We start from the raw sequence: 25,366 nt of genomic DNA, 5'->3' as shown, positions 1-25,366 counted from the left end.
GGCCCTAAGCCGCGTTCCAGCCGAAGAAGCGCAGCACCTCGTCGCGCTGTTTCATCGTGTCGGCGCGGCCCAGCGCCATCAGGTCGCGCGTGTAGCTCGACTCGAACAGCAGGTAGCTCGCGAGCGCGCCGCCCTTCACGTCGGCCGCGACCTTCGAGCCGCCCAGCAGGTGCCGCACAGCGCCGGGCAGGGCGTCTACGTGGCGCGCCGCGATCACGTCGAGGCGCTCCGACGGCGAGATCACCAGCAGGTCGAGCGGGCGCAGCGTGCTCTGCGCGCGCGCTTCCTCGGGAATCAGCCCCAGCGTGTGGTTGATGCGGCGCAGGCGTTCGATGTCCACCGCCAGCGCGTCCAGGAAGATGCTGGAGAGCGCATGGCCCGCGATCTGCGCCATCGTCGGATAGCCGCTGTGGGTGTTGGGCGCGGTGGCGTCGCGCGGCTCGTGCATGCGGCCTGCGCCGATCACCACGATGCGCTGCGCGCCGAGGTGGATGGCCGCCGCGATGGGCGCCGACTGGCGCATCGAGCCGTCGCCGAAGTATTCGGTGTGGCCCTGCATCGGCAACGCCGTGGCCGGGAACACGAAGGGAATGGCCGACGAAGCCAGCAGGTGCGCGTGCGTGATGCGGTCGCGCACCGAAAGGCGCTGCGAGCGCACCCACGGCTCCATCGGCACGGCTGCCTCGAAGAAGGTGACGTGCTCGCCCGAGCTGTAGCTCGACGCGGTCACGGCCAGCGCCTGCAGGTGGCCCTTCTGCATGAGCTGCGGCAGGCGGTCGAGCAGCACCATGCGCTGCAGCAGCTCGGCCAGCGGCGAGTTGTCGAGCAGCGACTTCGGCTTGATGCGCATCCAGTTGGCCGCGAAGCGCCCGAACCCGAGAAGCATGCGCCAGCGCGTGCCGCTGCCGATCACCGAGAGCGAATCGGCGCGGTACACCTGCTCGGCGCGGAACCGGCTCCAGACATCGGCGATATGGCCCACCACGTGGTCGAAGTCGTCGCAGCCGCAGGCCAGCGCCGCCGCGTTGATCGCCCCGGCCGAAGTGCCGGTGATGACCTGGAAGGGGTTGCCGGTGCCTGTGACCGCGACGCCCGCCGCTCGGCGGATCTCGGCGATGGCCTCCAGCACGCCGACCTGGTAGGCGGCCCGGGCGCCGCCCCCGGTGAGCAGGAGACCTGTGACGGGGCTTGTCTCGGGCATTTTTGTTCGTTGTCGGGCTATTGGAGGACCGTGCGGTGCGGGCCTGTGGAGCACCTTAGACTACCGGCCATTCAGGAGTTTGATCAATGGCACTCACCCCAGAAGGGCTCATGGAGGCACTCAAGGCCGTCCAGGACCCTAACACCGGCAAGGCTTTCGCGGCGACCCGGTCGCTCAAAAACCTCCAGGTCTCGGAGGGCGACGTCTCGTTCGACCTCGAACTCGGCTACCCGGCGAAGAGCCAGCACGCGGCCATCCGCAAGGAGCTGGTGGCGGCCGCCAAGGCGGTGCCGGGCGTGGAGAACGTGTCGGTCAACATCGTCACCAAGGTCATCAGCCATGCCGTGCAGCGCGGCGTGCAGCTGATGCCCAACGTCAGGAACATCATCGCGGTGGCCTCGGGCAAGGGCGGCGTGGGCAAGAGCACCACGGCGGCCAACCTGGCGCTGGCGCTGGCGTCGGAAGGCGCCACGGTCGGCCTGCTCGACGCCGACATCTACGGCCCGAGCCAGCCCATGATGATGGGCATCGAGGGCCGCCCCGACAGCGCCGACGGCAAGACCATGGAGCCCATGGAGCGCCACGGCGTGCAGGTCATGTCGATCGGCTTCCTGGTCGACCAGGACCAGGCCATGATCTGGCGCGGCCCCATGGCCACGCAGGCGCTGGAGCAGCTGCTGCGCCAGACCAACTGGAAGGACCTCGACTACCTCATCGTCGACATGCCCCCCGGCACCGGCGACATCCAGCTCACGCTGAGCCAACGAGTGCCGATGACGGGCGCGGTGATCGTCACCACGCCGCAGGACATCGCGCTGCTCGACGCCAAGAAGGGCATCAAGATGTTCGAGAAAGTCGGCGTGCCGATCCTCGGCATCGTCGAGAACATGGCGGTGCATGTTTGCTCGAACTGCGGCCATGCCGAGCACATCTTCGGCGCCGACGGCGGCAAGAAGATGGCGGCCGAATACCAGATGGAGTACCTCGGCGCGCTGCCGCTGGACATCAACATCCGGCTGCAGGCCGACAGCGGCGCGCCGACCGTGGTGTCCGACCCCGACGGCGAGGCCGCCGGCATCTACAAGGCCGTGGCGCGCCGCGTGGCGGTCGGCATCGCCGAGAAGGCGAAGGACTTCTCGGCGAAGTTCCCGACGATCTCGATCAGCAAGAACACCTAGGAACGGCCTTTCGATGAATCTGCTCGCCTCGATGCGCTACCTGGTGGCGCTGAACGAGCACAAGCACTTCGGCCGCGCCGCCCAGGCCTGCCACATCACGCAGCCGGCCTTGTCGAATGCGCTGCGCGCGCTGGAGACGGAGTTCGGCGTCGTCATCGTCAAGCGCGCCCGCGTGTACGTGGGCCTCACGCACGAGGGCGAGCGCGTGCTGGCCACGGCGCAGCGCATGCTGCGCGACAACGAAGTGCTGCTGCAGGAACTGCGCAGCGACATGAACAACCCGCACGGACGCCTGCGCATGGCGGCCGTGCCCACCGCGATCCCGCTGCTGTCGCGCTTCGCGGCCATGCTGCAGGAGCGCCATCCGGGCATCGTGCCGGCCGTGCTCTCGATGAGTTCGCAGGACCTGGAGACGGGCCTCGAGAACCTGTCGGTCGACCTCGCGCTGGGCTACACCGAGCGCATGCACCTGCCGGGCATCAAGCTCACGGCCTGGCCGCAGAGCGTGGAGCACTACTTCCTGCTGCGCCGCGCGAAGAAGGCGTCGGCCGACCAGCTGCGCATCGGCGAGCCGATGTCGTGGGCCGAGGCGGGCAGGCTGCCGCTGTGCCTGCTCACCTCCGACATGCACAACCGCACCATCGTCGACCAGGCGCTGCGCGAGGTGGGCGTGTCGGTGGTGCCGTCCATCGAGACCAATTCGGTGCTGGCGCTCGCGCTGGCGGTGAGCGCGGGCACGATCAACAGCGTGCTGCCCGGCAGCATGGTCGATGCGGTGCGAAGCCATCGCGAACTCGAGGCGCTGCCGCTGGTGGAGCCCGACGTGCGCACGCCCGTCGGCTTCATGACGCAGGACGGCGTGCGCGCCTCGCGCGCACTCGAGGCGGCGCTGGCCTTCCTGCAGACGCCCGAATGGCAGGCGCAGCTGCAGCAGCACAGCGGCATGCTCGGCGAATGACGAGTCGGCCGGCGGCTGCAAACAAAGAGCCACAAAGAGGCACAAATAGGCCTCTTCATTTAGTTATTGAATCAGGCCATGCCCTGATCGAATTTGACGGCGATTAAAGCGTTCGCACACACTCCGCGGCCCGGATTAGCAATAACTTACACGTCCGGCGAACTAGGAGAAATATGGCAGGCTCATCTGCGGGCGTTCTCGAGGGAGATCGCATTGGTGGAAGCGGGGTGCAGCAGCAACCCGGCTTCCTGGAAAAAGAACGCATCATCGCGGGCCCCGGCTTCAATCGCTGGCTGGTGCCGCCGGCCGCACTGGCCATCCACCTGTGCATCGGCATGGCCTACGGCTTCTCGGTGTTCTGGCTGCCGCTGTCGAAGGCGCTGGGCACCGCCGGCACCGGCGCCCAGGCCTGCGCCAAGGACATGAGCTTCTTCGCCGAGCTCTTCGCCACCACCTGCGACTGGCGCGTGGCAACCCTCGGCTGGATGTACACCCTGTTCTTCGTCTTCCTCGGCTGCTCCGCGGCCCTGTGGGGCGGCTGGCTCGAACGCGCGGGTCCGCGCAAGGCCGGCGTGGTGTCGGCGCTGTGCTGGTGCGGCGGCATGCTGCTGTCGGCACTGGGCATTCACCTGCACCAGTTCTGGCTGATGATCCTCGGCTCGGGCGTGATCGGCGGCATCGGCCTCGGCCTCGGCTACATCTCGCCGGTGAGCACGCTGATCAAGTGGTTCCCCGACCGCCGCGGCATGGCCACCGGCATGGCCATCATGGGCTTCGGCGGCGGCGCGATGATCGGCTCGCCGCTGGCGGTCGACCTGATGAAGCGCTTCTCCACCGCCACCGACGTGGGCGTGATGCAGACCTTCGTCGTCATGGCGCTGGGCTACTTCGTCTTCATGATGGCCGGCGCGCTGGGCTACCGCGTGCCGCCCTCGGGCTGGAAGCCCGAAGGCTGGACCCCGCCTCCGGCGCAGACCAGCAACACCATGATCACGCAGCGCCACGTGCACGTGAAGAAGGTCGGGGGCATTCCGCAGTTCTGGCTCGTGTGGCTGGTGCTGTGCATGAACGTGAGCGCGGGCATCGGCGTGATCGGCATGGCATCGCCCATGCTGCAGGAAGTGTTCGGCGGCTCGCTAATCGACCTGCCGGCCAAGTACGGCGAACTCGACAAGACGCAACTGGCGGCCATCGCCGTTGTGGCGGGCGGCTTCACCGCGCTGCTGTCGCTCTTCAACATCGGCGGTCGCTTCGTGTGGGCGAGCCTGTCGGACAAGCTGGGCCGCAAGCTCACCTACACGGTGTTCTTCGTTCTCGGCGGCATCCTGTACGCGAGCATTCCCTCGTCGGCGGGTGCGGGCAGCAAGCTGCTCTTCGTGGGCGCGTGCTGCGTGATCGTGTCGATGTACGGCGGCGGCTTCGCCACCGTGCCGGCCTACCTGGCCGACCTGTTCGGCACGCAGTTCGTGGGCGCCATCCACGGCCGCCTGCTCACGGCGTGGGCCACGGCCGGCATTCTCGGCCCGGTAGTCGTGAACTACATGCGCGAGTACCAGCTGGGCCTGGGCCTGCCGCGCGAGCAGGTCTACAACCAGACCATGTACATCCTCGTGGGCATGCTGGTGATCGGCTTCATCGCCAACCTGCTGGTGCGCCCGGTGGCCGACAAGCACTTCATGAGCGATGAAGAGCTGGCCATCGAGAAGAAGCTGGCGCACGAGAAGGCCTCGGCCGCCGAAGTGGGCAGCGGCTCGGGCCGTGCCGACACGGTGAGCCCGGCGGTCGTCGCGCTGGCCTGGCTGGCTGTGGGCATTCCGCTGGCCTGGGGCGTCTACAAGACGCTGGTCAGCGCGGCCAAGTTCTTCGGCTGATTTCCTTTCCTTCCGAAGAATCAGCGGCCCGAGGGCTGCGCGGCGAACACTTCGATCGCCGCCAGCCGGGCCACCGAACGGCCCGGCTTCACGTCTCCGGCCATCACCAGCCGAGCCACGCCGTTGCGACCCAGCGGCGCGCCGTTCAGGCTGTAGGCAACCAGCGCAACGCGGTTGCCGGATTCGGGTGCGATCTCCGCGAGCGAGACCACCGCGCGGTAGCCGTCGCTGCCCACCGCCACCGCATACATCGAGAGCACCGGGTTGCGCACCGCGGTGTCGGGCCTGAGGCCCACCGTCGCATCGTTCAGCAAGGCCCACAGGCTCACGCCGGTGTAGCTGTTGCTGCCGACCGTCACCGTGACGGCGGGCAGGGCCTGCAGTGCGGCGAGGTCGAAGACTGCGTGCTTGCCCACGGCGCCCGAGACGGTGAAGGAGGGCGACGTACCCTCGCCGGGCACGGCGGCCGCAGTGTGCGGGGCCATGCCGCTCGTGCGCGGCGGGCTGCCGACGCAACCCGCCAGCATCGCCATCGCCGCGACGGCCGTGGCGGCAGCGGCACCGCGGCGCAGCCAGCGCGCGGACATCAGGAACAGGGTGCGGTCTTTCACTGGAACTCCTTGTTTTCCCATGGCGCATGCGCCGTATTCGTTCTTGCATGACGGCTGTCGGTCGCGCCGGCCCGCCGCGGGCGGACAATGGCGGCCCGCATTGGTTTACGCTTGGCGCCCACATGAAATCCAAAGTCCAGTTCCGTCTGCGCGTCTACCGGGACGACACCATCGCCATCGGCCCAGGCAAGATCGCCGTGCTCGAAGCCGTGGCCGAGACCGGCTCGATCTCGGCGGCAGCCCGGCTGCTGGGCATGTCGTACCGCCGGGCCTGGATGCTGATCGACGAGATGAACCAGTCGCTGGCCTCGCCGGCCGTGAACACCGCCGCCGGCGGCTCCCGCGGCGGCGGCACGGCGCTCACGCCGGTGGGCGAGGAAATCGTCAAGCATTACAGGGCCATCGAGAACGCCGCGCGCCTTGCGGCCGCGGCCGACATCCGCGCGCTGACACGGCTGCTGGCGCCATGAGTTCCGAAGCCGTTGCCGACGTCGTCTGCCGTCCGGTCGGGCTGGTGCGCAGCCGCTTCACCGAGGCCACCGGCATGCCGATCCAGACCGCCGGAGCGCCCGATGAAACCGGGCGCGTCGAGGTCTTCGCCGAGTTCGCGCCGGGCCTGCGCGACATCGAGGGCTTCGACTACCTGATCCTCGTGACACACCTGCACCGGTGCGCGCACGAGCGGCTGGAGGTGGTGCCCTTCCTGGAGCAGGGCAACGCCTCGCACGGCGTCTTCGCCACCCGCGCGCCGGCACGGCCGAACCGGCTGGGCCTGTCGATCGTGCGGCTCACCTCGGTCGAGGGCACGACGCTGCACTTCAGCGGCAACGACATGATGGACGGCACGCCCGTGCTCGACATCAAGCCCTACGTGCCGAAGTTCGACGTGCGCGAAACCGCGCGTGTCGGCTGGTTCGGCGACAGGCTCGATCAACTGCCGCGCACCCGGTCCGACGGCAGGATGGACTGACCGGGCTGCTCGGGTCGGCCAGGCTGGCCGGCTTCTTCCTGCCAGCCCTGCCAGCAAGACCACACGCTCTGCGACAGCACCTCGCGCGCCTGCGGCGGCGCCTCGCCGATGCTGCCCATGCTGATGAAGCCCGCGAGATATTCGCCCGGCAGCACGCCCACCTGCCGCGCCAGCGTCTCGTCGAAGCAGCGCTCGCCGCTCAGCACGATCGCGCCATAGCCCAGCTGATGAGCGGCGCTCAGCAGGTTGCCCAGTGCAGCGCCCGCGCTCAGCCACTGCTCGCGCGTCGGGATCTTGCTGCGCTCTCGCGGCGACACCACGAAGCCCAGCAGCAGCGGTGGCCGGGTGGCGTGCTCGCGGGCGCGCCGCAGGTCGGTGGGGCTGGCCAGCGGATCGCGCCGGAGCTTTTCCTGCTCGAAGCACCAGGCCAGTGCCTCTCGGTTCTGCGGGCGGAACTCGATCACCCGCCACGGATGCAGGCCGCCGTGGTCGGGCGCGCGCAGGCCGGCCCTGATGATCGCGTCGAGCTCGTCGGGATTGGGCCCGGGCTGCTCCAGGCGCCGGGGCGATACCGAGCGCCGCGTCAGCAGGACTTCGAGAATGCGTTCCGCACCTGTCATGTGCCGCCACATGCGTGTCGCCGCTCCTTCATTGCTCCTTCATCGCTCCCTGTGGCCGGTCGACCCACACTGCCTGGCGACGCAGCACCTCGCCGATGTCGTCCGCGTCGGCCGTCGCCACGAAGAAGGACTGGCTCGCGCCGTCGGAGCCGGTGATGGACAGCACGAAGCCGTCGGCGTCCATGGTGCGCTCGATGCGCCATTCCCGTACCTGCGTCACGTGATGGCGAAGCTCCGGCTGGCCGGAGATCGAGCGGACGACGGTTTCGTGGGCGGAAGGGCGCATGGGGGTGTCTCCAACGCTGTATTCCCCAGTATATGAAGACTCATTGGTTTGCGCATCCCCGTGTGAACCTTAGGGCTCACCCGTGTAACAATCTCGCCGTATTTTCATGAACACGACGAATTCGCTCATCGCTTCGACCGACTGGTTCCCCCTGGTGCTGTCGCTCAAGGTCGCCGCCGTGGCGACCGTGCTGGCGCTGATCGTCGGCGTGGCGCTGGGCTGGGTGTTCGCGCGCAAGAGGTTCTTCGGCAGCAACGTGCTGGAGGCAGCGTTCATGCTGCCGCTGGTGCTGCCGCCCACGGTGATCGGCTACGCGATCCTGGTGGCGGCCGGGCGACGCAGCCCGCTGGGCGCCTGGCTGCGCGAGCATCTCGACTACACCATCATCTTCAGCTGGCATGGTGCGGTGGTGGCTTCGGCCGTGGTGGCGCTGCCGCTGGTGCTCAAGTCGGCCAGCGCGGCGTTCTCGGGCGTCGACCGTTCGCTCGAAGCCGCCGCCAGCACGCTGCGGCAGTCGCCGTTCTCGGTCTTCCTGCGCGTCACGCTGCCGCTGGCGTGGCCCGGCATCCTGGCGGGCACGCTGCTCGCGTTCGCGCGCGCCATGGGCGAGTTCGGCGCCTCGCTGATGGTGGCCGGCTCCATCCCGAAGCAGACCCAGACGCTGTCGATGGCCATATACGACGCGGTGCAGGCGGGGCACGACGACCTCGCGCTGCTGCTGGTCATCGTGACTTCGCTGCTGTCGATCACCGTGCTGGTGCTGTCGAACCGCTTCTTCTCGCTGAAATGAGCACACCCCCAGTCTTCGCGCACTTCGTGTCGCTACGCCAACCCCCTTGCAGGGGGCAACACCTGCGGCCCGGCAAAGCCGGTTCCGCGGTGTTCCCCGAAGGGGACGTAGTTTCTCTTTAGTTCTCAGCTCTCTATTACTTTCCGGAGATCATCATGCGTCCATTCCGTCTCTTGTCCCTCGTCGTCGCGCTCGCGCTGCCGCTGGCCGCAGCGGCCCAGCAGATCACCGTGTCCGCCGCCGCCAGCCTGACCGACGCGTTCAAGGAGATCGGACCCAAGTTCGAGGCGGCCAAGGCGGGTGCCTCGGTGCGCTTCAACTTCGCCGCCTCGGGCGTGCTGCTGCAGCAGATCGGCCAGGGCGCTCCGGTGGACGTGTTCGCCAGCGCCGACCAGGAGACGATGAACCGCGGCGTCGAGCAGAAGGCGATCGATGCCGCCACGCGCAAGGACTTCGTCACCAACAGCCTGGTGCTCATCGAGCCCTCCAAGGAGGGCGTGGGCCTTAAGTCGCTGCAGGACCTGGGCGGCGCTGGCGTCAAGAAGATCGCCGTCGGCAAGGTCGCGACGGTGCCGGTCGGCCGCTACACCAAGCAGGTGCTGGACAACGCCAACCTCTGGACCACGCTCGAGCCCAAGTTCGTGCAGGCCGACAGCGTGCGCCAGGTGCTCGACTACGTGAGCCGCGGCGAGGCCGAGGCCGGCTTCGTCTACCGCACCGATGCGGCCGTGGCCGGCGACAAGGTGAAGATCGCCTTCACGCCCACCGGCCACACGCCCGTGACCTACCCGATCGCCGTGGTCGCCGAAAGCAAGCAGAAGGCGCTGGCCGGCGACTTCATCGCCTTCCTCTCGACGCCCGCCGCGCAGGAAGTGCTCACGCGCTACGGATTCGGCAAGCCATGATCGATGTCGATCTGAAGCTCACGGTGGCCGACGGCCGCCGGCGCTTCGATCTCGCGGTGCGTTTCGCGACGGACGTGCCCTTTGCCGCGCTCTACGGCCCGTCGGGCGCGGGCAAGTCGCTCACCCTGCAGGCCATCGCAGGCCTGCTGCATCCCAGTTCGGGCCACGTGCGGCTCGACGGCCGTACGCTCTACGACTCGGCGCAGGGCATCGACGTGCCGGCACCGCAGCGGCGCATCGGCTACCTGTTCCAGGACTACGCGCTGTTCCCGCACCTGAGCGTGCGCGAGAACGTGGCCTTCGGGCTGACCGCCTGGCACCGCCGCAAGCCCGCCGCGAAGGATGCCGGGCGCGTGCAGGCCCTGCTCGAGAGCTTCGGCCTCGCCACGCTCGCCGACAGCCGCCCGCAGAACCTCTCCGGCGGCCAGAGACAGCGCGTTGCGCTCGCGCGAGCCCTTGCCTGCGAACCGCAGGTGCTGCTGCTCGACGAGCCCTTCGCCGCGCTCAACCCCATGCTGCGCGCCGAGCTGCGCAACGAACTTGCCCAGGTGCGCAGGCAATGGGGCATTCCGGTGCTGATGATCACGCACGACATCGAGGACGTCCTTGCCCTGGCCGACGTGGCCTTCGTCTACAACGAAGGTCGCGTGGTGCGCGAGATCGACCTGCACAACGCCGAAAGCCGCGACTTCGCGCTGCGCGACGTTGCCGGCGTGCAGCACGTGGAAGACACGCCGTTGAGGCGCAAGCTGCGCGGGCTGCTGATGCAGGACGTGCGCAACTGACGTCTTGCATCGCATAAGCGATACACTTTGGCGATGAAAACCGCCACCATTCCCTCCGTGCGTGTCGAGCCCGAATTCCGGGACGAGGTCGAACGGGTGCTCGGCGAAGGCGAGACCCTGTCGCAGTTCGTCGAAGCGGCCGTCCGCGCCTGCGTCCTGCAGCGCAAGAGCCAGGCCGAGTTCGTCGCCCGCGGCATGAAGTCGTTGGCCAGCGCGCGGCGCAGTGGTGAATACGTCGAGGCGGGCGAGGTGATGCAGCGCCTCAGGACCAAGCTCGAATCGGCAGCGAAGAAGCGGCAAAGCGCAGCCCGCCGGTGAGCTACTCGGTCCGGTTCACGCGCCAGGCGGCCGAAGACCTGGAGCGGCTGTACGACTTCGTCCTGGAACGGGAACTCGCCAGAGGCGGCGATCTTGAACTGGCTTCGCGGGCACTCGAAGCGATCGAGCAGGGCATAGCGACCCTCGGCTTTTCGCCCTTCACTTGCCGCAAAGCCGGCGACAGCCCCTTCATCCGCGAGCTCGTGATCCCGTTCGGCGCCAGCGGCTATGTGGCGCTGTTCGAAATTGAAGCAAGCGACTCGATCGTCGTGGCCGCCGTCAGGCACCAGCGCGAAGACGACTATCACTGAGGGAAGGGCGGCGGCCCGTTCATTTCCTTTTTGAATCACCGCATGTCCCGATTCAATTTGACGCTCCGCTGACTCGCGGCGAACACTCGCTCGCATGAGCAGCGAGCAGAAGATCGAGTTTTACAAGGGCCCCGCGGGCGGTTGGGGCGCATTGCGCAGCGTGACGAACGCGCTGCTGCGGCAGGACATTCCCATCAAGGGCGCCAAGACGCTGCTCTCGGCCAACCAGCCCGACGGTTTCGACTGCCCCGGCTGCGCCTGGCCCGACCGCAACCATGCCTCCACCTTCGAGTTCTGCGAGAACGGCGTGAAGGCAGTGGCCGCCGAAGCCACCGCGCGCCGTGCCGGCCCGGAGCTGTTCGCGAAGCACACCGTGGCCGAGCTGGCCGAGCAAAGCGACTTCTGGCTAGAGGACCAGGGCCGGCTCACTCACCCCATGGCCTACGACGCGGCGAGCGACAAGTACGTGCCGATCGAATGGGACGACGCCTTCGCGCGCATCGCCCGTCACCTGAACGCGCTGCCTGACCCCGACCAGGCCATCTTCTACACATCGGGCCGGGCGAGCAACGAGGCGGCCTTCCTGTACCAGCTCTTCGTGCGCGAGTACGGCACCAACAACTTCCCCGACTGCTCGAACATGTGCCACGAGCCCAGCGGCAGCGGCATGCGTCCGCAGATCGGCGTGGGCAAGGGCACGGTCACGCTCGACGACTTCGAGAAGGCCGACGCGATCTTCATCTTCGGCCAGAACCCCGGCACCAACCACCCGCGCATGCTCGGCGAGCTGCGCGCGGCTTCGAAGCGCGGCGCGCGCATCGTGAGCTTCAACCCGCTGCGCGAGCGCGGCCTGGAGCGCTTCGCGGACCCGCAGGACAAGCTGGAGATGGCGACGCTGGGCTCCACGCCCATCAGCACGCACTATTTCCAGCTGCGCGTGGGCGGCGACTTCTCCGCCATCAAGGGGATGATGAAGCACGTCATCGAGCGCGAGGACGAAGCCGTGGCGCGCAGCGAGCCCGCGGTGCTCGACCATGAATTCATCGCCGCGCACACCACCGGCTTCGAGGCACTGGCGGCCGACCTGCGCGCCGAGTCGTGGGACGTGCTGGTGCGCGAATCGGGCCTGAGCGAGGAACAGATCCGCGCCGCGGCCGACGTGTACTTGGGCGCGAAGAGCGTCATCGCCTGCTGGGGCATGGGCATCACGCAGCACCAGCATTCGGTGGCCACGATCCAGATGATCGGCAACCTGCTCATGATGCGCGGCAACATAGGCCGCGAAGGCGCGGGTGCCTGCCCGGTGCGCGGCCACAGCAATGTGCAGGGCGACCGCACCATGGGCATCTGGGAGAAGCCGCCCGCCGCGCTGCTCGACCGCCTGCAGAAGGTGTTCGGCTTCGAGCCGCCGCGCCGCAACGGCGTCGATACCGTCGAAGCCATCCAGTCGATGCTCGACGGCAAGGGCCGTGTGTTCTTCGCGCTCGGCGGCAACTTCGCGGCCGCCACGCCCGACACCTACCAGACCTGGAAGGCGCTGAAGCAGTGCGAGCTGACGGTGCACGTGACCACCAAGCTCAACCGCAGCCACGTGATCCACGGGCGCGAGGCGCTCATCCTGCCGTGCCTGGGCCGCACCGAGATCGACATGCAGGCCGGCGGCCAGCAGGGCGTGACGGTGGAAGACTCGATGAGCATGGTGCACATCTCGATGGGCATCAACCCGCCCGCGTCGGAGCATCTGCTGTCCGAGCCGGCCATCGTGGCGCGGCTCGCCGCGGCCACCATCGGCGCGCGCAGCAGCACGCCGTGGCTGTGGCTCGTCGAGGACTACGCGCGCATCCGCGACAAGATCGAAGCCGTGTTCGACGACTTCAAGGACTTCAATGCCCGCGTGGCGCACCCCGGTGGCTTCCGCCTGCGCAACACCGCGAGCGAGCGCGTGTGGAACACCGCCTCGAAGAAGGCCGTGTTCTTCACGCACGCCGTGCCGCTGGACACGCCTTCGCACCGTGCCCGCGCGCGCTTCGCGAAGAAGGGTGACACCATCGTCTTCACGCTGCTGACCACGCGTTCGCACGACCAGTACAACACCACCATCTACGGCATGGACGACCGCTACCGCGGCGTGTTCGGCCAGCGCCGCGTGGTCTTCATCAACAAGGAAGACATCCGCGCGCTCGGCATGAAGGACGGCGACTGGGTCGATATCCAGACCGTGTGGAACGACGGCCAGGAGCGACGCGCCGACCGCTTCAAGCTGGTGGCCTACGACATCCCGCGCGGCAACATCGCGGCCTACTACCCCGAGACCAATCCGCTGGTACCTCTTTCTGCCGTAGCCGAGAACGCGGGCACGCCGACTTCCAAGTCCATTCCCGTGGTGCTGGTGCCGCACGAGCTGCCGATCCAGAAGCTGGCGGAGGACGAAGCCGACGGCATGGTGGCGGCGGCATGAGCGCCCTGCTGCAGGACAGCCTGTCGGTGGCCATCCTGCGCATGCTCGCGCAGGAGCCTGACGGCACCGGTGTCTCGCTGCCGCGCCTGGGCAAGCGGCTCGGCCAGGGCGCCAGCGTGCTGATGCGCCGGCTCACGATGATGGGCGACGCGGCCATCGGCGGCGTGCGCGGCCCCGGCTGGGTGCGCGTGGTGCAGCACGACGACCGCTGGGTCGCGCACCTGCTTGAAGCCGGGCGGGCACAGGTGGGAACCCTGCCTCCCGAAGACGAAAGCCGCGACTGAGCCGACAATGGCTCGCCCAGCCGGAGCCAACATGTCGCAGCCAGATACCGACGATCCCGAAGACACCCTGCCGCCGCTGTCGCGGCACGCCGTGCGCGTGTTCGGCGAGCGCGGCGTCGCGCCCGAAGGCGAGCTGCGCGACGACACCCTCGCGTCCGAGGTTCCGGTAGCGCTGGTGTTCAACGGCGTCTCGCACGCAGTGATGATGGCCACGCCGCAGGACCTGGAAGCTTTCGCGCTCGGCTTCGCGCTGAGCGAGGGCATCCTCGACACCGCCAGCGACTGCCGCGGCATCGACGTGCGCACCGTCGATGCTTCTGATGCCGGCCTGCCGGATGGCATGCCCGGCATCGAGGTGCAGCTCGAAATCTCCACGCGCAGCTTCGAACGCCTGAAGGACCGCCGCCGCAGCCTCGCGGGCCGCACCGGCTGCGGCGTGTGCGGCGTCGAGAGCTTCGCGGGACTGGACCTCTCACCGCAGCCCGTGCCGCCGCGCGACTGGATCGAACGCATCGACCTGCCGACCGTGCTGCGCGCCTTCGCCGCCATGCCGCCGCGCCAGGTGTTCAACGCCGAGGCAGGCGCCATTCACGCAGCCGCATGGGCCACGGTCGACGGCGAACTCACCGACCTGATGGAAGACGTGGGCCGCCACAACGCGCTCGACAAGTTGCTCGGCAGGCTCGCTCAGGCGGGCCGCCTGCAGGAGCCGGGCTTCGTGCTGATGTCCAGCCGCGGCAGCCATGAGCTGGTGCGCAAGTGCGCGCGCCTCGGCATCGCGGCGATGGCCACCATCTCGGCGCCCACCGCCATGGGCGTGCGCATGGCCGAGCTCTGCGGCCTGCGGTTCTGGGGCCTGTGCCGTGCGCCGCGCGGCGTGCTCTATGCCGACGGGCTCGCGGCGCCGCTGTCGAGCGCCAGCACCGCATCGGCCACGGCGTCGATGCCCTGATCCGATAGATCGCCCGCCACAACGCGCTGGCGCTTCGCCCAGCTGCGGAAGTGCAGCTCCTGCGACTTCTGGTAATGCGGGTCGTAGTGCAGCGACATCAGCTCCGCGAACAGATGCGGCAGGTCGGCCTCGTGCGCCCACTGCTGCCAGCGAGAAACGGTTTCCTTGCCCTGCAGCTCCTTCAGCGCGCCAAGCTTGTCGGCCAGCGCGTCGCGGTCGTCGCCCAGGTAGGCGTAGTCGCGAAGCAGGTAGGCCAGCCGGGTCTCGGGCGTGGCCGACACCTCGATGCACGGCGCCGCGCGCATGCGTGCCACCAGCGGCAAGGGCAGCGACAGCCGCCCGATGCGGATGCTCTCGCCCTCCACGTACAGCGGACGCGAGAGGTCGATGGTTTCGAGCACCGCCGCGATGCGCGTCTCGAAGTGCTTTTGCGAAGGCTGCGCGACGCCCGGCAGCGAGCCGAGCAGCGAGCCCTTGTGGCGGGCGAAGTCTTCCAGGTCGAGCACCTGCGCGCCGCGCGCGGCCAGCGCGTGCAGCACGCGCGTCTTGGCGCTGCCGGTGGCGCCGCAGATCACGCGCAGGTCGAGCTTCGGCGTCAGCGTGTCGATCTGCGAGATGACGTGGCGGCGAAAGCTCTTGTAGCCGCCCGCGAGCTGCTGGGCGTCCCAGCCGACCAGACGTAGCCAGGTAACCATGGAGCCGCTGCGCATGCCGCCGCGCCAGCAGTAGACCAGCGGCTTCCAGTTCTCGGGCCGGTCGGCCAGCGTCTCGCGCAGGTGCCGCGCGATGTTGGCAGCCACCATCGCACCGCCGATGCGGCGGGCCTCGAAGGCACCGGTCTGCACGTAGACGGTGCCGACGATGTGGCGCTCCTCGTCGTTCAGCACCGGGCAGTTGATGGCGCCGGGAATGTGGTCGAGCGCGAACTCGGCCGGCGAGCGGGCGTCGATCAGCGTGTCGAAGGCGTGGCGGTCGGCCACCCGCACGGGCTGGCGATGACTCATGGCAGAAGGAACCTCATGCCCCGATTGTCGGCGACCGAGGCAATCAGGCGTAGGCTGGTCCTAGGCCCTTGCGCAAGCGAGCGCTCGCAAAGTCCACCAGCGTGACCAGCACGAACATCGCGATCAGCACCGTCATCGCCTGCTGCTGCTGGAAGATCGACAGGTGGAAGTACAGCAACTGCCCAAGCCCGCCGCCGCCCACGAAGCCCAGCACGGCCGCCATGCGGATGTTCATTTCCCAGCGGTAGAGCGTGTAGGCCACCCATTGCGGCAGCACGATGGGCAGGCTGGCGTAGCTGAAGGAGGCGACAGGGCCCGCGCCCGAGAGCGTCAGCGCGTGCTCGGGTTCGCGCGGCGCATTCTCCAGCGCCTCGGCGAACAGCCGGCCCAGCACGCCCGTGGTGTGCAGCGACAGCGCCAGCGCGCCCGCGAACGGCCCGATGCCGGCGGCCAGCACCATCAGCGCGGCCCAGACCAGCTCGGGCACGCTGCGCAGGAAGTTGAGGGCGAAGCGCGCCACATGGCGAGGCATCCACCCGGCGCGGCCGGAGGCGGGCAGGGCCAGCACCGCGCCCGCAAGGGCTGCCAGCACGGTGCCCAGCGCCGACACCGCCAGCGTCTGCAATGCCCCGTGCCCGACCCTGGCGAGAAAGTCCGGCGACACGTCGGGCGGGAAGAACTCGGCGACGAACTTGCCCATGAGCCGCAGCGATTCCGCCGAGCCCAGGGCCCGATAGTCGATGCCCAGGTAGACGAAGCTCGCCACGACGGCCGCGCCGATCAGCAGCAGGGCGATGCGGCATCGCCAGCACGGTGGCGGGCGCGGAGGCATTGTCTTCGTCGTCATGCCAGCAGCCTCCGCAGCGCGCTGCTCAGCAGGTCGGCCAGCAGCACCAGCGCCAGGAACACCAGCAGGATGCTGCTGGCTTCGCCGCCGTTGAGCATCTTCATCGACTGGTCCATCAGCTGCCCCAGCCCGCCCGCGCCGACGAAGCCCATCACCACCGACGCGCGCACCGCGCATTCCCAGCGGTAGACGGTGTACGAGGCCAGCTCCTGCGCCGTGTTCGGCAGCAGGCCGTAGCACAGCGCCGCGAGCCTGCCGCTGCCGCCTTCGAGCAGGGCGCGGGCGGGGCGGGTGTCGGCCGATTCGAGGATCTCCGCGTAGACCTTCCCCAGCATGCCGCCGTAAGTGATGGCCAGCGCCAGCACGCCCGCGGCCGGACCGAGCCCGAGCGCGCGCACGAAGAGCAGTGCCCAGACGATCTCCGGAATCGCCCGCAGCACCATCAGCAGCCAGCGCGCGGCCTGCCGCACGATGCCTGCCTGCACGCGGCCCGGCCCCGGCCCGATGCGCGAGATCGAAAGCGCGCGCGTCGTCACGAAGCCCAGCGGCGCGCCGATCAGCAGGGCCAGCGCGGTGCCCGCCGTGGCCATGGCCAGCGTCTCCAGCGTGGCCTTGAGGAGCAGGGCGAGAAAGGCGGGCGAGCCGTCGGGCGGGAAGAAGCCTGCGAGAAAGCCGCCGATGACCGCGAGATTGCCGCCGGTGAAAAGTGCCCACGGCTTGAATTCGGACAGCGCCAGCATCGGCCACGCGATGACGAGCGCGGCGGCGCAGGCGGCCAGCCGCCGCGCGGCGTGCGGATCGCGCAGTGCGGCAGCCTTGGTTGCGGCGTTCAAGGACAGTCCGGCCGGTGGAAGGCCGCCTCCACCATCACACCGGCCGGCAGCGGCCGTTGCGTCGCGATGCCGCCTTCGCTGGCGTAGAGCGCATCGAGCATTTCGGGCGTGACCTGCGCGGCCGGCAGATCGAACATCACTGTTCCGCCGCGCATGCCGACGATGCGCGGAAACCAGCGCAGCGCCAGGTCCACCGCATGCAGCGAGGCCATCAGCGTGGCGCCCGTCGATTCGCTCTGCGCCACGAGCTGGCCGATGGCCGCGTCGGCCAGCGTGGGGTCGAGCGCGGACACCGGCTCGTCGGCCAGCAACAGGGCAGGGCGCTGGTACAGCACGCGCGCGATGCCCACGCGCTGCAGCTGGCCGCCGGAGAGCCGGTCGCAGCGCTCGAACAGGCGGTCTTCCATCGCCAGCCGCGAGAGCGCCTCGTGCGCGCCGGCGATGTCCGAGGGGTGCAGCAGCGAGCCCAGCGCGCGCAGCATCGACCACTCGCCGAGCCGGCCCGCGAGCACGGCGGTGACCACGCGCAGCCTCGGCGCGATGGGCGGCGACTGGTGCACGGTGCCGATGCGCGCGCGCAGCTTCTTCAGCGCCGTCGCCGTCAGCTGCCATGGCCTGACGCCGAGCGCCTGCACCTCGCCTTCGGTGGGCCGCAGCGCCGCGCCGAGCACACGCAGCAGCGTGGTCTTGCCGGCACCCGAGGGCCCGATGACGGCGATGCGTTCACCGTCGCGCGCAGCCAGCGTCACGTTGGCCAGAGCGCGCTGGCCGTTGGGGTGAACGACGCCCGCGCCTTCCAGCGAAAAACTCATCCGCGCAGGCTCACTTGATCAGACCAGCCGACTTGCCCGCCGTCTCGATCCCGTCGTAGTTCGACGACTTGGTCGGAATGAACTTGCTGGCACGCTGCAGCGCCATGATTTCCTTGTGCGCCGGGTTGGCCGGATCGAGCTTCAGGAAGGCGTCGGTCAGCTTCTTCGTGACGGCGGCATCGAGCCCCGGGCGCACCGTCCAGTTGTAGTCGTAGTAGGTCGGCGTGGTGGCCAGCACGCGCACCTTGGCGGCGTTGGGGTTCCTGGCCTCCACCAGCTTGTCCCACACCGAGGCGTTGAGCACGCCGGCTTCCGCGCGCGATGCGGCCACGAAGGCCACGGTGGCGTCGTGCGCGCCCGAGAACGCGACCGTCTTGAAGTCCTTCTCGGGGTTGATGCCCGCCTGCAGCAGGAAGTAGCGCGGCATCAGGCTGCCCGAGGTGGAGGAGGGCGCGCCGAAGGCGAAGGTCTTGCCCTTCAGGTCGGCCAGCGTCTTCGCGGTGCTGTCCACCGGCACGATGAACTTGCTGGTGAACACCTCGTCCTCCGCGCGCTGCACGATCGGCACCGCGCCGCCGTTGGTGCGGATGCGCGCCTGCACGAAGGTGAAACCGCCGAGCCAGGCCAGGTCGATCTTGTTGGTGGCCAGGCCCTCGACCACGGCGGCGTAGTCGGTCACGGGCGTGAACTGCACGTCCATGCCGGTTTCCTTCTTCAGGTAGTCTCCCAGCGGCGTGAACTTGCGCTGCAGCTCGGTGGGGGCCTCGTCGGGAATGGCCGAGACGCGCAGCACTCCCTGGGCGAAGGCCCCGAGGCTCGCGGCGGAGAAGGTCAGGGCAAGGGCCAGTCGGGTGAGTGTCTTTTTCATGGATGCGCCTCAGGTGCGTGCGGGATAGGAAGGGACGGGATTGTAGAAAGCGGGGGCGATTCGATAATCGCCCCCATGAACCCAACGCTCATGAACCCGCTCGCGCCTCTGCGCCTCACGAGTTTTTCGCATGGCGGCGGCTGCGGCTGCAAGATCGCGCCGGGCGTGCTGTCGCAGATCCTCAAGAACCAGGCCGGCGGGCTGATCCCGCCCGAGCTCATGGTGGGCATCGAGACCGCCGACGACGCGGCCGTCTACAGGCTCAACGACCAGCAGGCGCTGATCGCGACCACCGACTTCTTCATGCCCATCGTGGACGACCCGTACGAGTTCGGCCGCATCGCCGCGACCAACGCGATCAGCGACGTCTACGCCATGGGCGGGCGCCCGATCATGGCGCTGGCGCTCGTCGCCATGCCGATCAACCAGCTGCCGGTGGAAGTCATCGCCGAGATCGTGCGCGGCGGGCAGGACGTGTGCCGCGCGGCCGGCATCCCGATCGCCGGCGGCCACACCATCGATTCGGTCGAGCCGATCTACGGCCTCGTCGCCATGGGCCTGGTGCACCCCGAGCGCGTGCGCCGCAACGCCGACGCGAAGGCGGGCGATGTGCTGGTGCTGGGCAAGCCGCTCGGCGTGGGCGTGCTCTCGGCCGCGCTCAAGAAGGAGCAGCTCTCCGAGACCGGCTACCGGCAGCTGATCGAGAACACGACGAAGCTCAACACCCCCGGCATCGCGCTGTCGGCCCTCGACGGCGTGCATGCGCTGACCGACGTCACGGGCTTCGGCCTGGCCGGCCACACGCTCGAGCTGGCGCGCGGCGCGAAGCTCAGGGCCGTCATCGAGTGGCCGAAGGTGCCCTTGCTCGAGAACGTGCTGGCCATGGCCGCCGAAGGCTTCGTCACCGGTGCATCCGGCCGCAACTGGGCCGGCTACGGCGCGGAAGTGAGCCTCGCGCCCGGCCTGCACGCCACCACGCAGAACCTGCTGAGCGACCCGCAGACCTCCGGCGGCCTGCTCGTGAGCTGCGCGCCTGAAGCGGTCGATGCGGTGCTGAAGGTCTTCCGTGACGAAGGTTTCGCGCGCGCCGCGGTGATCGGCCGTGTCGAAGCAGGAGAGTCCTCGCTGCACGTGGTGCCGTAGTTCTCCGCATTTCTCCCTTCCCCGCTGGGGGAGGGCCGGGGTGGAGGCAGGCGGCGGTCGATGAAGCGCTGTGAGAAAACCAGCGCTGTTTGCCCCCATCCCAGCCTTCCCCCAAAGGGGGAAGGAGCAAGACAAAAATGGCGGAGGAAGGAAGGAGTCGAACCTTCCCGGCGACGGCTGGCGCCACCAACCGGGTTTGAAGCCCGGCCGCCCCACCAGGGGCGATCTCCCTCCATGATTCGACTCGTCGTTCACGGCCTCGCCCCGAACAACGACGTATCCGGCCGCAGCAGGTGGGTGTCCTTCACCCGCCGCGTGTAGCCGACACGATCGAAAAACTCCAGCAACTGGATCGCGCGCTTGCGCCCCAACCCGGTCGCATCGCGAAAACTCGCGGCCTGCAGCCCTTCGGGGCCATCGAGGCAATCCCGCGCAATGATTGCCAGCCGCTCCACGGTCGCCAGCGGATAGTACAAGTCCTTCACCACCTGGAAGGCCTCGCCACGCCGCGCGAGGCTCGCGAGCGTCTGCCGCACCATCGGCTCGCTCGCCGCGCAGTCCTTGGCCAGGTCGCGCACCCACGGCGGATCGAAGCCGCCGTCGGCCAGCTTCGGCAGCAGCTTCTGCGCGAGCTTCTGCTCGGCCTCGTTGAGGCGCGCCGCGTGGTCGGGCAGATGCAGCCACGTGCCGCTTCGCACCAGCGCGCCGCGCGCGACGAGGTCGTCGAGCGCGTGGCGCCAGAGCGAATCGTCCGCGCGCGGGCCTGCAAGCCGCTTGAGTCGGCGCGCATCGGGGCCGACCTCGTCCGGCGCGGTGCGATGGAAGTCCGCGAGGCGGCCTGCGATCTGTTCTTCGAGTGCGTCCAGGTGAGATTGCGCGATGGCCGTGTGTTCGATGCGCACCGCATCGCCGGGCAGCGGCACCGCAGCCTCGTCGGACAGCGAGAGCGCCTGCGCCGTCCGCGCGGTGTCCATGCCGAGCGGTGCGTTGTGAAGCAGCGCGGCCACGCGTGCCGTGCGGTCCTCGATGGCCCAGGCCGCGAGCGTGCGCAGGCGCTCGGGCGTGCGTCGGTAGCGCACCGGCGCGAACGGATCGAGCACGCGCACGCCGGCCACGGTGCGCGTGGCCGAGGCATCGCGCAGCACGCCGCGGTCGCCATGCCAGGCGCCTACCGCCTCCTTGAGCACCAGCTGGGCAAGCGCCGTTTCGCCGGGCGCGAGCGCATCGCGATCGAGCAGCGCGAGCGACGCCATCACGTCGCTCGCGCCGAGGTGCGCGTGCACCGTCGTGCCCGAGCGCAGGGGCCTGGCCTCGTCGGGCCACAGCGTGAGCAGCACGTCGATGCGGTCGGTGGAAAGCGCGATGCCCGGCGTGCAGACCCAGTCGCCGCGATGCATTTCGTCCTTGGCAACACCGGCCAGCGCCAGCGCGCAGCGCTGGCCCGCATGCGCCGACTCGGCCTGCTGGTTCTGCGCATGGATGCCGCGCACGCGCACCGTGCGGTTGCCGGGCACCACGCGCAGCTCGTCGCCGATGCGCACCGTGCCGCTGAAGACCGTGCCGGTGACGACGGTGCCCACGCCCGACAGGCTGAACGACCGGTCCACCGCGAGGCGGAAGGCCAGGCCTTCCTCGCGCGCGTGCTCCTGCCGGGCCACCTCCAGCAGCCGCTCGCGCAGTGCGTCGATGCCTTCGCCCGTCGTGGCGGACACCGCCAGCATCGGTGCCCCAGCCAGCGGCGTGGGCGCGAGCAGGGCCGCGATGCCGGCGCGCACCTCGGCCAGCCGCGCCTCGCGCAGGGCCTCGTCGATGCGGTCGATCTTGGTGATGGCTACCGTCGCCTCGCGCACGCCCAGCAGCGCCACCACCGCCAGGTGCTCGCGCGTCTGCGGCATCACGCCGTCGTCGGCGGCCACCACCAGCAGCGCATGGTCGATGCCGGTCGCGCCGGCCAGCATGGTGTGCAGCAGCCGCTCGTGGCCCGGCACGTCGACGAAGCCGAGCGACACGCCGTCGGGCGCGTGCAGGTACGCGTAGCCCAGCTCGATGGAAATGCCGCGCCGCTTCTCCTCGGGCAGCCGGTCGGTGTCGACGCCGGTGAGTGCGCGCACCAGCGTGGTCTTGCCGTGGTCGATGTGGCCTGCGGTGCCGATGATCATCGTGGGTACGTCGTCACATGAAGTTACGGGTGTGCAGTTCGGACAGCCGCTGCGCCTCGTCGCGGTCGAAGCCCAGCCGTGCGAGGCGCGCGCGGCGGCCGGCCGCCATGTCGCGCTGCAGCTGTTGCACGGCCGCGTGGCCGCGCGCGACGGCCGAAGGCGAAAGCTCGCCGGCCGCCAGCAGCACCAGCGAGTCGAACACTTCCTCGTTGAGGCCCGCTGTGCCGGCCAGCGTGTCGTAGCGAAGCTCGATGGCGTTGCGCAGCCGTACCTGGTAGTCGGGCTGCACCGAGAGCCGGTATTCGAGATGCGCCATGCCGAAGGCGACGTGGCGCGCCTCGTCGCGTGCGGTGAGCCGTGCGATCTGCCGGGTCACCGGGTCGGGTGCGTGCGCGTGCAGGAAGTTGAGCAGGTTCACGAAGCTGCCCTCGCCGAGCACGGCCAGCAGGAAGGTGGCGACGGAGAAATCGGGCGCGTCGAACAGCGTGCGCAGCGAGGCCTGCCCGCCGGCTGTCGACAGCGCGGGCTGGTGGCCGCGCAGCGTGGCGCGGCGCGTGAACACCTCCACGTGCCGCGCCTCGTCGGCGCACTGCAGCGCCAGCAGCTGCAGCACCTCGCGGAAGTGCGGGTGGATCTGTCCGAGGTGGCGCGCCGGCACCAGCAGCGCGGCATTCTCGTTCTCGATCAGGTAGGTCATCACCTGCACCACGGCCGCTTCCACGGCGCTCGGCAGCTCGAAGGGCGCGTCCCAGTCGATGGCGGTCGCCGGATCCCATTGGGCTGCCGCCGCCTGCCGGTAGAGCTCGCCGGCCGTCTCGGCCCAGAGCTCGTCGCGGCGGTGCAGCGCGAAGAAGAAGGGCGGGCTGCCGGCCTCCACTGTGGCGCCGCGCGCGGCGAGGCCCCAGCCGGGCGCGGCGTCTTCGGCCGGCGCACCGTCGGCGTCGCCCTGCGCGAAGCCCGTGGATTGCGCGCCGAGCCAGCGGCCTTCGGCATGCGGGCCGCGCGTGACGAACGCTTCTTCCCGCGCCGCGTCGAAGTGCAGCACGTGCCCCTGGCTGCGGCACCACGCCTCCAGGTGCATGCGCCAGTCGGGCGAGTTCCCGCGCACGCGCAGCTCGCCGCCCACCGGCCGCTCGGCCAGCGCGCGGCGGATGAGCAGCAGGGCACCCTGGTCGAGGCCCAGCGACTCAATATCGATAGTCGGGATTGGTGATGCGGCCATCGCCGTCGTAGAAGAGCTCGTCGTCCACCGCGCGTTCGAGCAGGGCGTAGCCGATGGTGCGGCCGGTGCGCCATTCGCGCAGGCCCTCGAGTTCGAGCAGCGGGCGCACCTGCGGGTCGTCCCAGCGCATCGCCATCAGCAGCGAGACGAAGCGATCGACCAGTGCTGCAGGCGCGCCGGGGCTGGTGGTGAAGTTGCAGTGGTCGTACGCGCCGGTGCGCGCCAGCACGCGCGTGCTGCCCGAAGGCAGCGTGCCGTCGAGGCCGAAGGCCAGGTGGTTGCCGTCGATCAGGCAGCAGGCGTCGATCTCGCCAGCCATCAGCGCGAGGGCCGCGTCGCGCTCGCCGCCGATGTGGTCGCCGTGCTTGCCGCCGAGCACGTCGAAGTAGCGCGCCTGGAAGTCGCGCGGCTTCAGCAGGCCTTCGGTGCGCAGATGGTCGAGCGGGATCAGCGTGGCCTGCGGCGAATCGAGCGCGCCGAACCCGACGGTCTTGCCGCGCAGATCGGCCAGCGATTGCACCGGGCTGTCGGCGCGCACCACGATGGCCGAGCGCAGGTCGCAGTCGGTATCGCGCATGGCCATGGCCTGCACCTGCAGCCCCCGGCTGCGCGCGATGCGCTCGGCACGTACCCAAGCTAGAGGCGAGTTCCACGCCAGGTGCAGCGTGCCGTCGAACTGCGCCTCGACCTGGCTTTCGTAGTTCGAATACAGCACGTAGTCGAAGGGCAGGCCGTTCTTCACGAAGAAGGCCTTGAAGCCCTCCCAGATGGTGACGACCTTGGGCGCGTAGGCCACGGCGCCCATGATCAGCGTCTGCTGCGGCATCTCGCGGCTCCTTTCTCAGAACAGCGGCAGGCCGGTGATGGCCTTGCCGATGAAGTCGTAGAGCACGTCGGAGGTCGGTGCCATCACGCTCGATGCACGCGCATCGCGGAAGAGGCGTTCGATGCCCGCTTCCTTGCGGAAGGCCGCGCCGCCGCACACGCGCATCGCGATGTCGGTCACTTCGAGAGCGGATTCGGCTGCTGCCGCCTTCACCTCGAGCACGCGCAGCATGGTGTCTGCGCGGCCCGCGCCGATGGCGGCGACGGTGTCGTCCAGCAGCGCCTGCGCCATGTCGGCCTTGATGCGTGCCTTTGCCAGATAGGCTCGGACGGTGGGCAGGTCGGCCAGCGACGAATCGAGATGCAGGTGCCGCGTCTGGCTCACATGGCCGATGGCGCGGCTCAGGGCGCCTTCCATCAGGCCGGTCGAGCATGCGGCGCTGAGCACCGAGAACCACGGCAGCACCACGCCCATCATGGTGTCGAAGCCCTTGCCGTCCTCGCCGAGCCGCGCATCGGCCGCGATGCGCACGTCCTTTGCAGTGATCGGCGTCGAGGCGTTGCCGCGCAGGCCCAGCCCGTCGAAGCGGCCAGGCTGGCTCAGGCCGTCGGACTTGGCGTCGACCAGCCACAGCGTGCTTGCGCCTTCGGCCGCGAGAGGTTTGCTCGACCACACGTAGCTGTCGGCCTCGAAGGCCGAGGTGACCCAGCTCTTGCGGGCGTCGAGCACCACGTTCGAACCGTCCGCGCGGGCGGTGCTGGTGGGGGCCCAGAAGTGGCTGCGCGAATCGGCCTCCGAGAAGGCCAGCGTGCTCAGGTGCTTGCCGTTGGCGATCGCGCGGCGCGTGGCTTCGGGGCCGAATTGTTCGAGCACGGCAGTGGCGCAGTAGTGCATGCACACCACCATCGCGGTGGAAGGACAGGTCTGCGCGATGCGCGACACCACCTGCGCGGCTTCCTTCAGGCCCAGCCCCTGGCCCCCGACCGACGCGGCCGAGACCAGCCCCAGCAGGCCGGCCTCGCCCAGCGCCGAGATCGTCTCTCGTGGAAAGCGTCCCTCTGCGTCGGTGCGCTGTGCCAGGGGCTGCAGCGTTTGCGTTTCGATACCGGCGAGCACTTCGAGGGGGTTCATCGCTTTCTCCAGACAGGTGGTTG

Annotated in this window: 27 protein-coding genes and 1 tRNA gene; 14 read left to right on the top strand and 14 right to left on the bottom strand. The window is 69.3% G+C overall.

The window, feature by feature from the left end; all coding sequences use genetic code 11:
* Positions 1–4 precede the first annotated feature (4 nt).
* Positions 5–1,201 (bottom strand): patatin-like phospholipase family protein, encoded by a 1,197-nt coding sequence (locus tag BMY35_RS11025; RefSeq protein ID WP_093198121.1) that lies wholly within the window; start codon positions 1,199–1,201, stop codon positions 5–7.
* A gap of 86 nt (positions 1,202–1,287) precedes the next feature.
* Between BMY35_RS11025 and apbC the strand changes: the two genes are divergently transcribed.
* The 3 genes from apbC to BMY35_RS11010 all read left to right on the top strand — a co-directional run bounded on the left by apbC (position 1,288) and on the right by BMY35_RS11010 (position 5,208).
* A complete protein-coding gene (gene apbC, locus BMY35_RS11020) occupies positions 1,288–2,379 on the top strand; it encodes an iron-sulfur cluster carrier protein ApbC (RefSeq protein WP_093198119.1) in 1,092 nt (363 codons plus the stop codon).
* Between the two features lie 13 nt (positions 2,380–2,392).
* Positions 2,393–3,337: a LysR family transcriptional regulator gene (locus tag BMY35_RS11015; protein ID WP_093198116.1), complete on the top strand. Its 945-nt coding sequence runs from the start codon at positions 2,393–2,395 to the stop codon at positions 3,335–3,337.
* A gap of 173 nt (positions 3,338–3,510) precedes the next feature.
* Positions 3,511–5,208, top strand: coding sequence for an OFA family MFS transporter (locus tag BMY35_RS11010; RefSeq protein ID WP_093198114.1), 1,698 nt, complete (start codon positions 3,511–3,513; stop codon positions 5,206–5,208).
* Positions 5,209–5,228: 20 nt separating this feature from the next.
* Here BMY35_RS11010 and BMY35_RS11005 read toward each other — a convergent pair whose 3' ends face one another.
* Positions 5,229–5,819 (bottom strand): molybdopterin-binding protein, encoded by a 591-nt coding sequence (locus BMY35_RS11005; protein WP_093198111.1) that lies wholly within the window; start codon positions 5,817–5,819, stop codon positions 5,229–5,231.
* 122 nt (positions 5,820–5,941) lie between these two features.
* On the opposite strand from BMY35_RS11005, the gene BMY35_RS11000 reads away from it, so the two are divergent.
* Both BMY35_RS11000 and tsaA read left to right on the top strand, forming a co-directional pair.
* Positions 5,942–6,289 (top strand): winged helix-turn-helix domain-containing protein, encoded by a 348-nt coding sequence (locus BMY35_RS11000; protein ID WP_093198108.1) that lies wholly within the window; start codon positions 5,942–5,944, stop codon positions 6,287–6,289.
* Positions 6,286–6,789, top strand: coding sequence for a tRNA (N6-threonylcarbamoyladenosine(37)-N6)-methyltransferase TrmO (gene tsaA, locus BMY35_RS10995; protein WP_093198107.1), 504 nt, complete (start codon positions 6,286–6,288; stop codon positions 6,787–6,789). Before BMY35_RS11000 ends, tsaA begins: the two co-directional genes overlap by 4 nt.
* Here the strand turns inward: tsaA and BMY35_RS10990 are convergent.
* The gene (locus tag BMY35_RS10990) at positions 6,750–7,409 is read right to left on the bottom strand and encodes a nitroreductase family protein (RefSeq protein ID WP_240652197.1); all 660 of its coding nucleotides are present in this window, start codon (positions 7,407–7,409) and stop codon (positions 6,750–6,752) included. The genes tsaA and BMY35_RS10990 overlap by 40 nt on opposite strands.
* Before the next feature lie 28 nt (positions 7,410–7,437).
* A complete protein-coding gene (locus BMY35_RS10985) occupies positions 7,438–7,695 on the bottom strand; it encodes a hypothetical protein (RefSeq protein WP_093198102.1) in 258 nt (85 codons plus the stop codon).
* 106 nt (positions 7,696–7,801) lie between these two features.
* On the opposite strand from BMY35_RS10985, the gene modB reads away from it, so the two are divergent.
* The 8 genes from modB (at position 7,802) to fdhD (ending at position 14,498) form a co-directional block, all read left to right on the top strand.
* On the top strand, positions 7,802–8,485 hold the full coding sequence (modB, locus tag BMY35_RS10980; protein ID WP_093198099.1) for a molybdate ABC transporter permease subunit: 684 nt from the start codon (positions 7,802–7,804) through the stop codon (positions 8,483–8,485).
* A 155-nt stretch (positions 8,486–8,640) separates the two neighbouring features.
* Positions 8,641–9,390 (top strand): molybdate ABC transporter substrate-binding protein, encoded by a 750-nt coding sequence (gene modA, locus BMY35_RS10975; RefSeq protein ID WP_093198096.1) that lies wholly within the window; start codon positions 8,641–8,643, stop codon positions 9,388–9,390.
* A complete protein-coding gene (locus BMY35_RS10970; protein ID WP_093198095.1) occupies positions 9,387–10,175 on the top strand; it encodes an ABC transporter ATP-binding protein in 789 nt (262 codons plus the stop codon). The genes modA and BMY35_RS10970 overlap by 4 nt, the downstream gene beginning before the upstream one ends.
* A gap of 33 nt (positions 10,176–10,208) precedes the next feature.
* Entirely contained in the window at positions 10,209–10,493 is a 285-nt protein-coding gene (locus tag BMY35_RS10965) for a YlcI/YnfO family protein (RefSeq protein WP_093198092.1), read from the top strand.
* The gene (locus tag BMY35_RS10960; RefSeq protein WP_093198090.1) at positions 10,490–10,804 is read left to right on the top strand and encodes a type II toxin-antitoxin system RelE/ParE family toxin; all 315 of its coding nucleotides are present in this window, start codon (positions 10,490–10,492) and stop codon (positions 10,802–10,804) included. Before BMY35_RS10965 ends, BMY35_RS10960 begins: the two co-directional genes overlap by 4 nt.
* Positions 10,805–10,898: 94 nt before the next feature.
* The gene (locus tag BMY35_RS10955; protein WP_093198087.1) at positions 10,899–13,262 is read left to right on the top strand and encodes an FdhF/YdeP family oxidoreductase; all 2,364 of its coding nucleotides are present in this window, start codon (positions 10,899–10,901) and stop codon (positions 13,260–13,262) included.
* Positions 13,259–13,546, top strand: a complete 288-nt coding sequence (locus BMY35_RS10950) for a hypothetical protein (RefSeq protein ID WP_093198085.1) — start codon at positions 13,259–13,261, stop codon at positions 13,544–13,546. The genes BMY35_RS10955 and BMY35_RS10950 overlap by 4 nt, the downstream gene beginning before the upstream one ends.
* A 31-nt stretch (positions 13,547–13,577) precedes the next feature.
* On the top strand, positions 13,578–14,498 hold the full coding sequence (fdhD, locus tag BMY35_RS10945) for a formate dehydrogenase accessory sulfurtransferase FdhD (protein WP_093198082.1): 921 nt from the start codon (positions 13,578–13,580) through the stop codon (positions 14,496–14,498).
* On the opposite strand, the gene mnmH is transcribed toward fdhD, so the two are convergent.
* The 5 genes from mnmH to BMY35_RS10920 are packed head-to-tail and all read right to left on the bottom strand — an operon-like array spanning position 14,429 to position 18,862.
* Positions 14,429–15,502: a tRNA 2-selenouridine(34) synthase MnmH gene (mnmH, locus tag BMY35_RS10940; protein WP_093198080.1), complete on the bottom strand. Its 1,074-nt coding sequence runs from the start codon at positions 15,500–15,502 to the stop codon at positions 14,429–14,431. The two genes, fdhD and mnmH, sit on opposite strands and share 70 nt — an antisense overlap.
* Positions 15,503–15,545: 43 nt before the next feature.
* Complete coding sequence (gene phnE / locus BMY35_RS10935; protein ID WP_218152985.1) at positions 15,546–16,349, bottom strand: phosphonate ABC transporter, permease protein PhnE; 804 nt, start codon at positions 16,347–16,349, stop codon at positions 15,546–15,548.
* On the bottom strand, positions 16,346–17,188 hold the full coding sequence (locus BMY35_RS10930; RefSeq protein WP_371287157.1) for a PhnE/PtxC family ABC transporter permease: 843 nt from the start codon (positions 17,186–17,188) through the stop codon (positions 16,346–16,348). Before BMY35_RS10930 ends, phnE begins: the two co-directional genes overlap by 4 nt.
* A complete protein-coding gene (locus BMY35_RS10925; protein WP_093198074.1) occupies positions 17,179–17,994 on the bottom strand; it encodes a phosphonate ABC transporter ATP-binding protein in 816 nt (271 codons plus the stop codon). The genes BMY35_RS10930 and BMY35_RS10925 overlap by 10 nt, the downstream gene beginning before the upstream one ends.
* 10 nt (positions 17,995–18,004) lie before the next feature.
* Positions 18,005–18,862: a putative selenate ABC transporter substrate-binding protein gene (locus BMY35_RS10920; protein ID WP_093198071.1), complete on the bottom strand. Its 858-nt coding sequence runs from the start codon at positions 18,860–18,862 to the stop codon at positions 18,005–18,007.
* A gap of 75 nt (positions 18,863–18,937) precedes the next feature.
* On the opposite strand from BMY35_RS10920, the gene selD reads away from it, so the two are divergent.
* Positions 18,938–20,005, top strand: a complete 1,068-nt coding sequence (gene selD / locus BMY35_RS10915; protein ID WP_256228298.1) for a selenide, water dikinase SelD — start codon at positions 18,938–18,940, stop codon at positions 20,003–20,005.
* 138 nt (positions 20,006–20,143) lie between these two features.
* Here the strand turns inward: selD and BMY35_RS10910 are convergent.
* The 5 genes from BMY35_RS10910 to BMY35_RS10890 all read right to left on the bottom strand — a co-directional run bounded on the left by BMY35_RS10910 (position 20,144) and on the right by BMY35_RS10890 (position 25,343).
* Positions 20,144–20,239 (bottom strand) — tRNA-Sec (locus BMY35_RS10910).
* 17 nt (positions 20,240–20,256) lie between these two features.
* Positions 20,257–22,164, bottom strand: coding sequence for a selenocysteine-specific translation elongation factor (selB, locus tag BMY35_RS10905; RefSeq protein ID WP_093198066.1), 1,908 nt, complete (start codon positions 22,162–22,164; stop codon positions 20,257–20,259).
* A 13-nt stretch (positions 22,165–22,177) separates the two neighbouring features.
* Positions 22,178–23,386, bottom strand: coding sequence for a diiron oxygenase (locus BMY35_RS10900; RefSeq protein ID WP_093198063.1), 1,209 nt, complete (start codon positions 23,384–23,386; stop codon positions 22,178–22,180).
* Positions 23,352–24,212 (bottom strand): phosphate/phosphite/phosphonate ABC transporter substrate-binding protein, encoded by an 861-nt coding sequence (locus BMY35_RS10895; protein WP_093198060.1) that lies wholly within the window; start codon positions 24,210–24,212, stop codon positions 23,352–23,354. Before BMY35_RS10895 ends, BMY35_RS10900 begins: the two co-directional genes overlap by 35 nt.
* A 15-nt stretch (positions 24,213–24,227) precedes the next feature.
* A complete protein-coding gene (locus BMY35_RS10890) occupies positions 24,228–25,343 on the bottom strand; it encodes an acyl-CoA dehydrogenase family protein (RefSeq protein WP_093198057.1) in 1,116 nt (371 codons plus the stop codon).
* Positions 25,344–25,366: the final 23 nt, after the last annotated feature.

Origin of the sequence: Variovorax sp. YR750 (assembly GCF_900109805.1) — a bacterium.
Lineage (GTDB): Bacteria > Pseudomonadota > Gammaproteobacteria > Burkholderiales > Burkholderiaceae_C > Variovorax > Variovorax gossypii.
The sequence above is the reverse complement of the archived record's forward strand: the minus strand, read 5'-3'. Positions and strand labels throughout refer to the sequence as shown.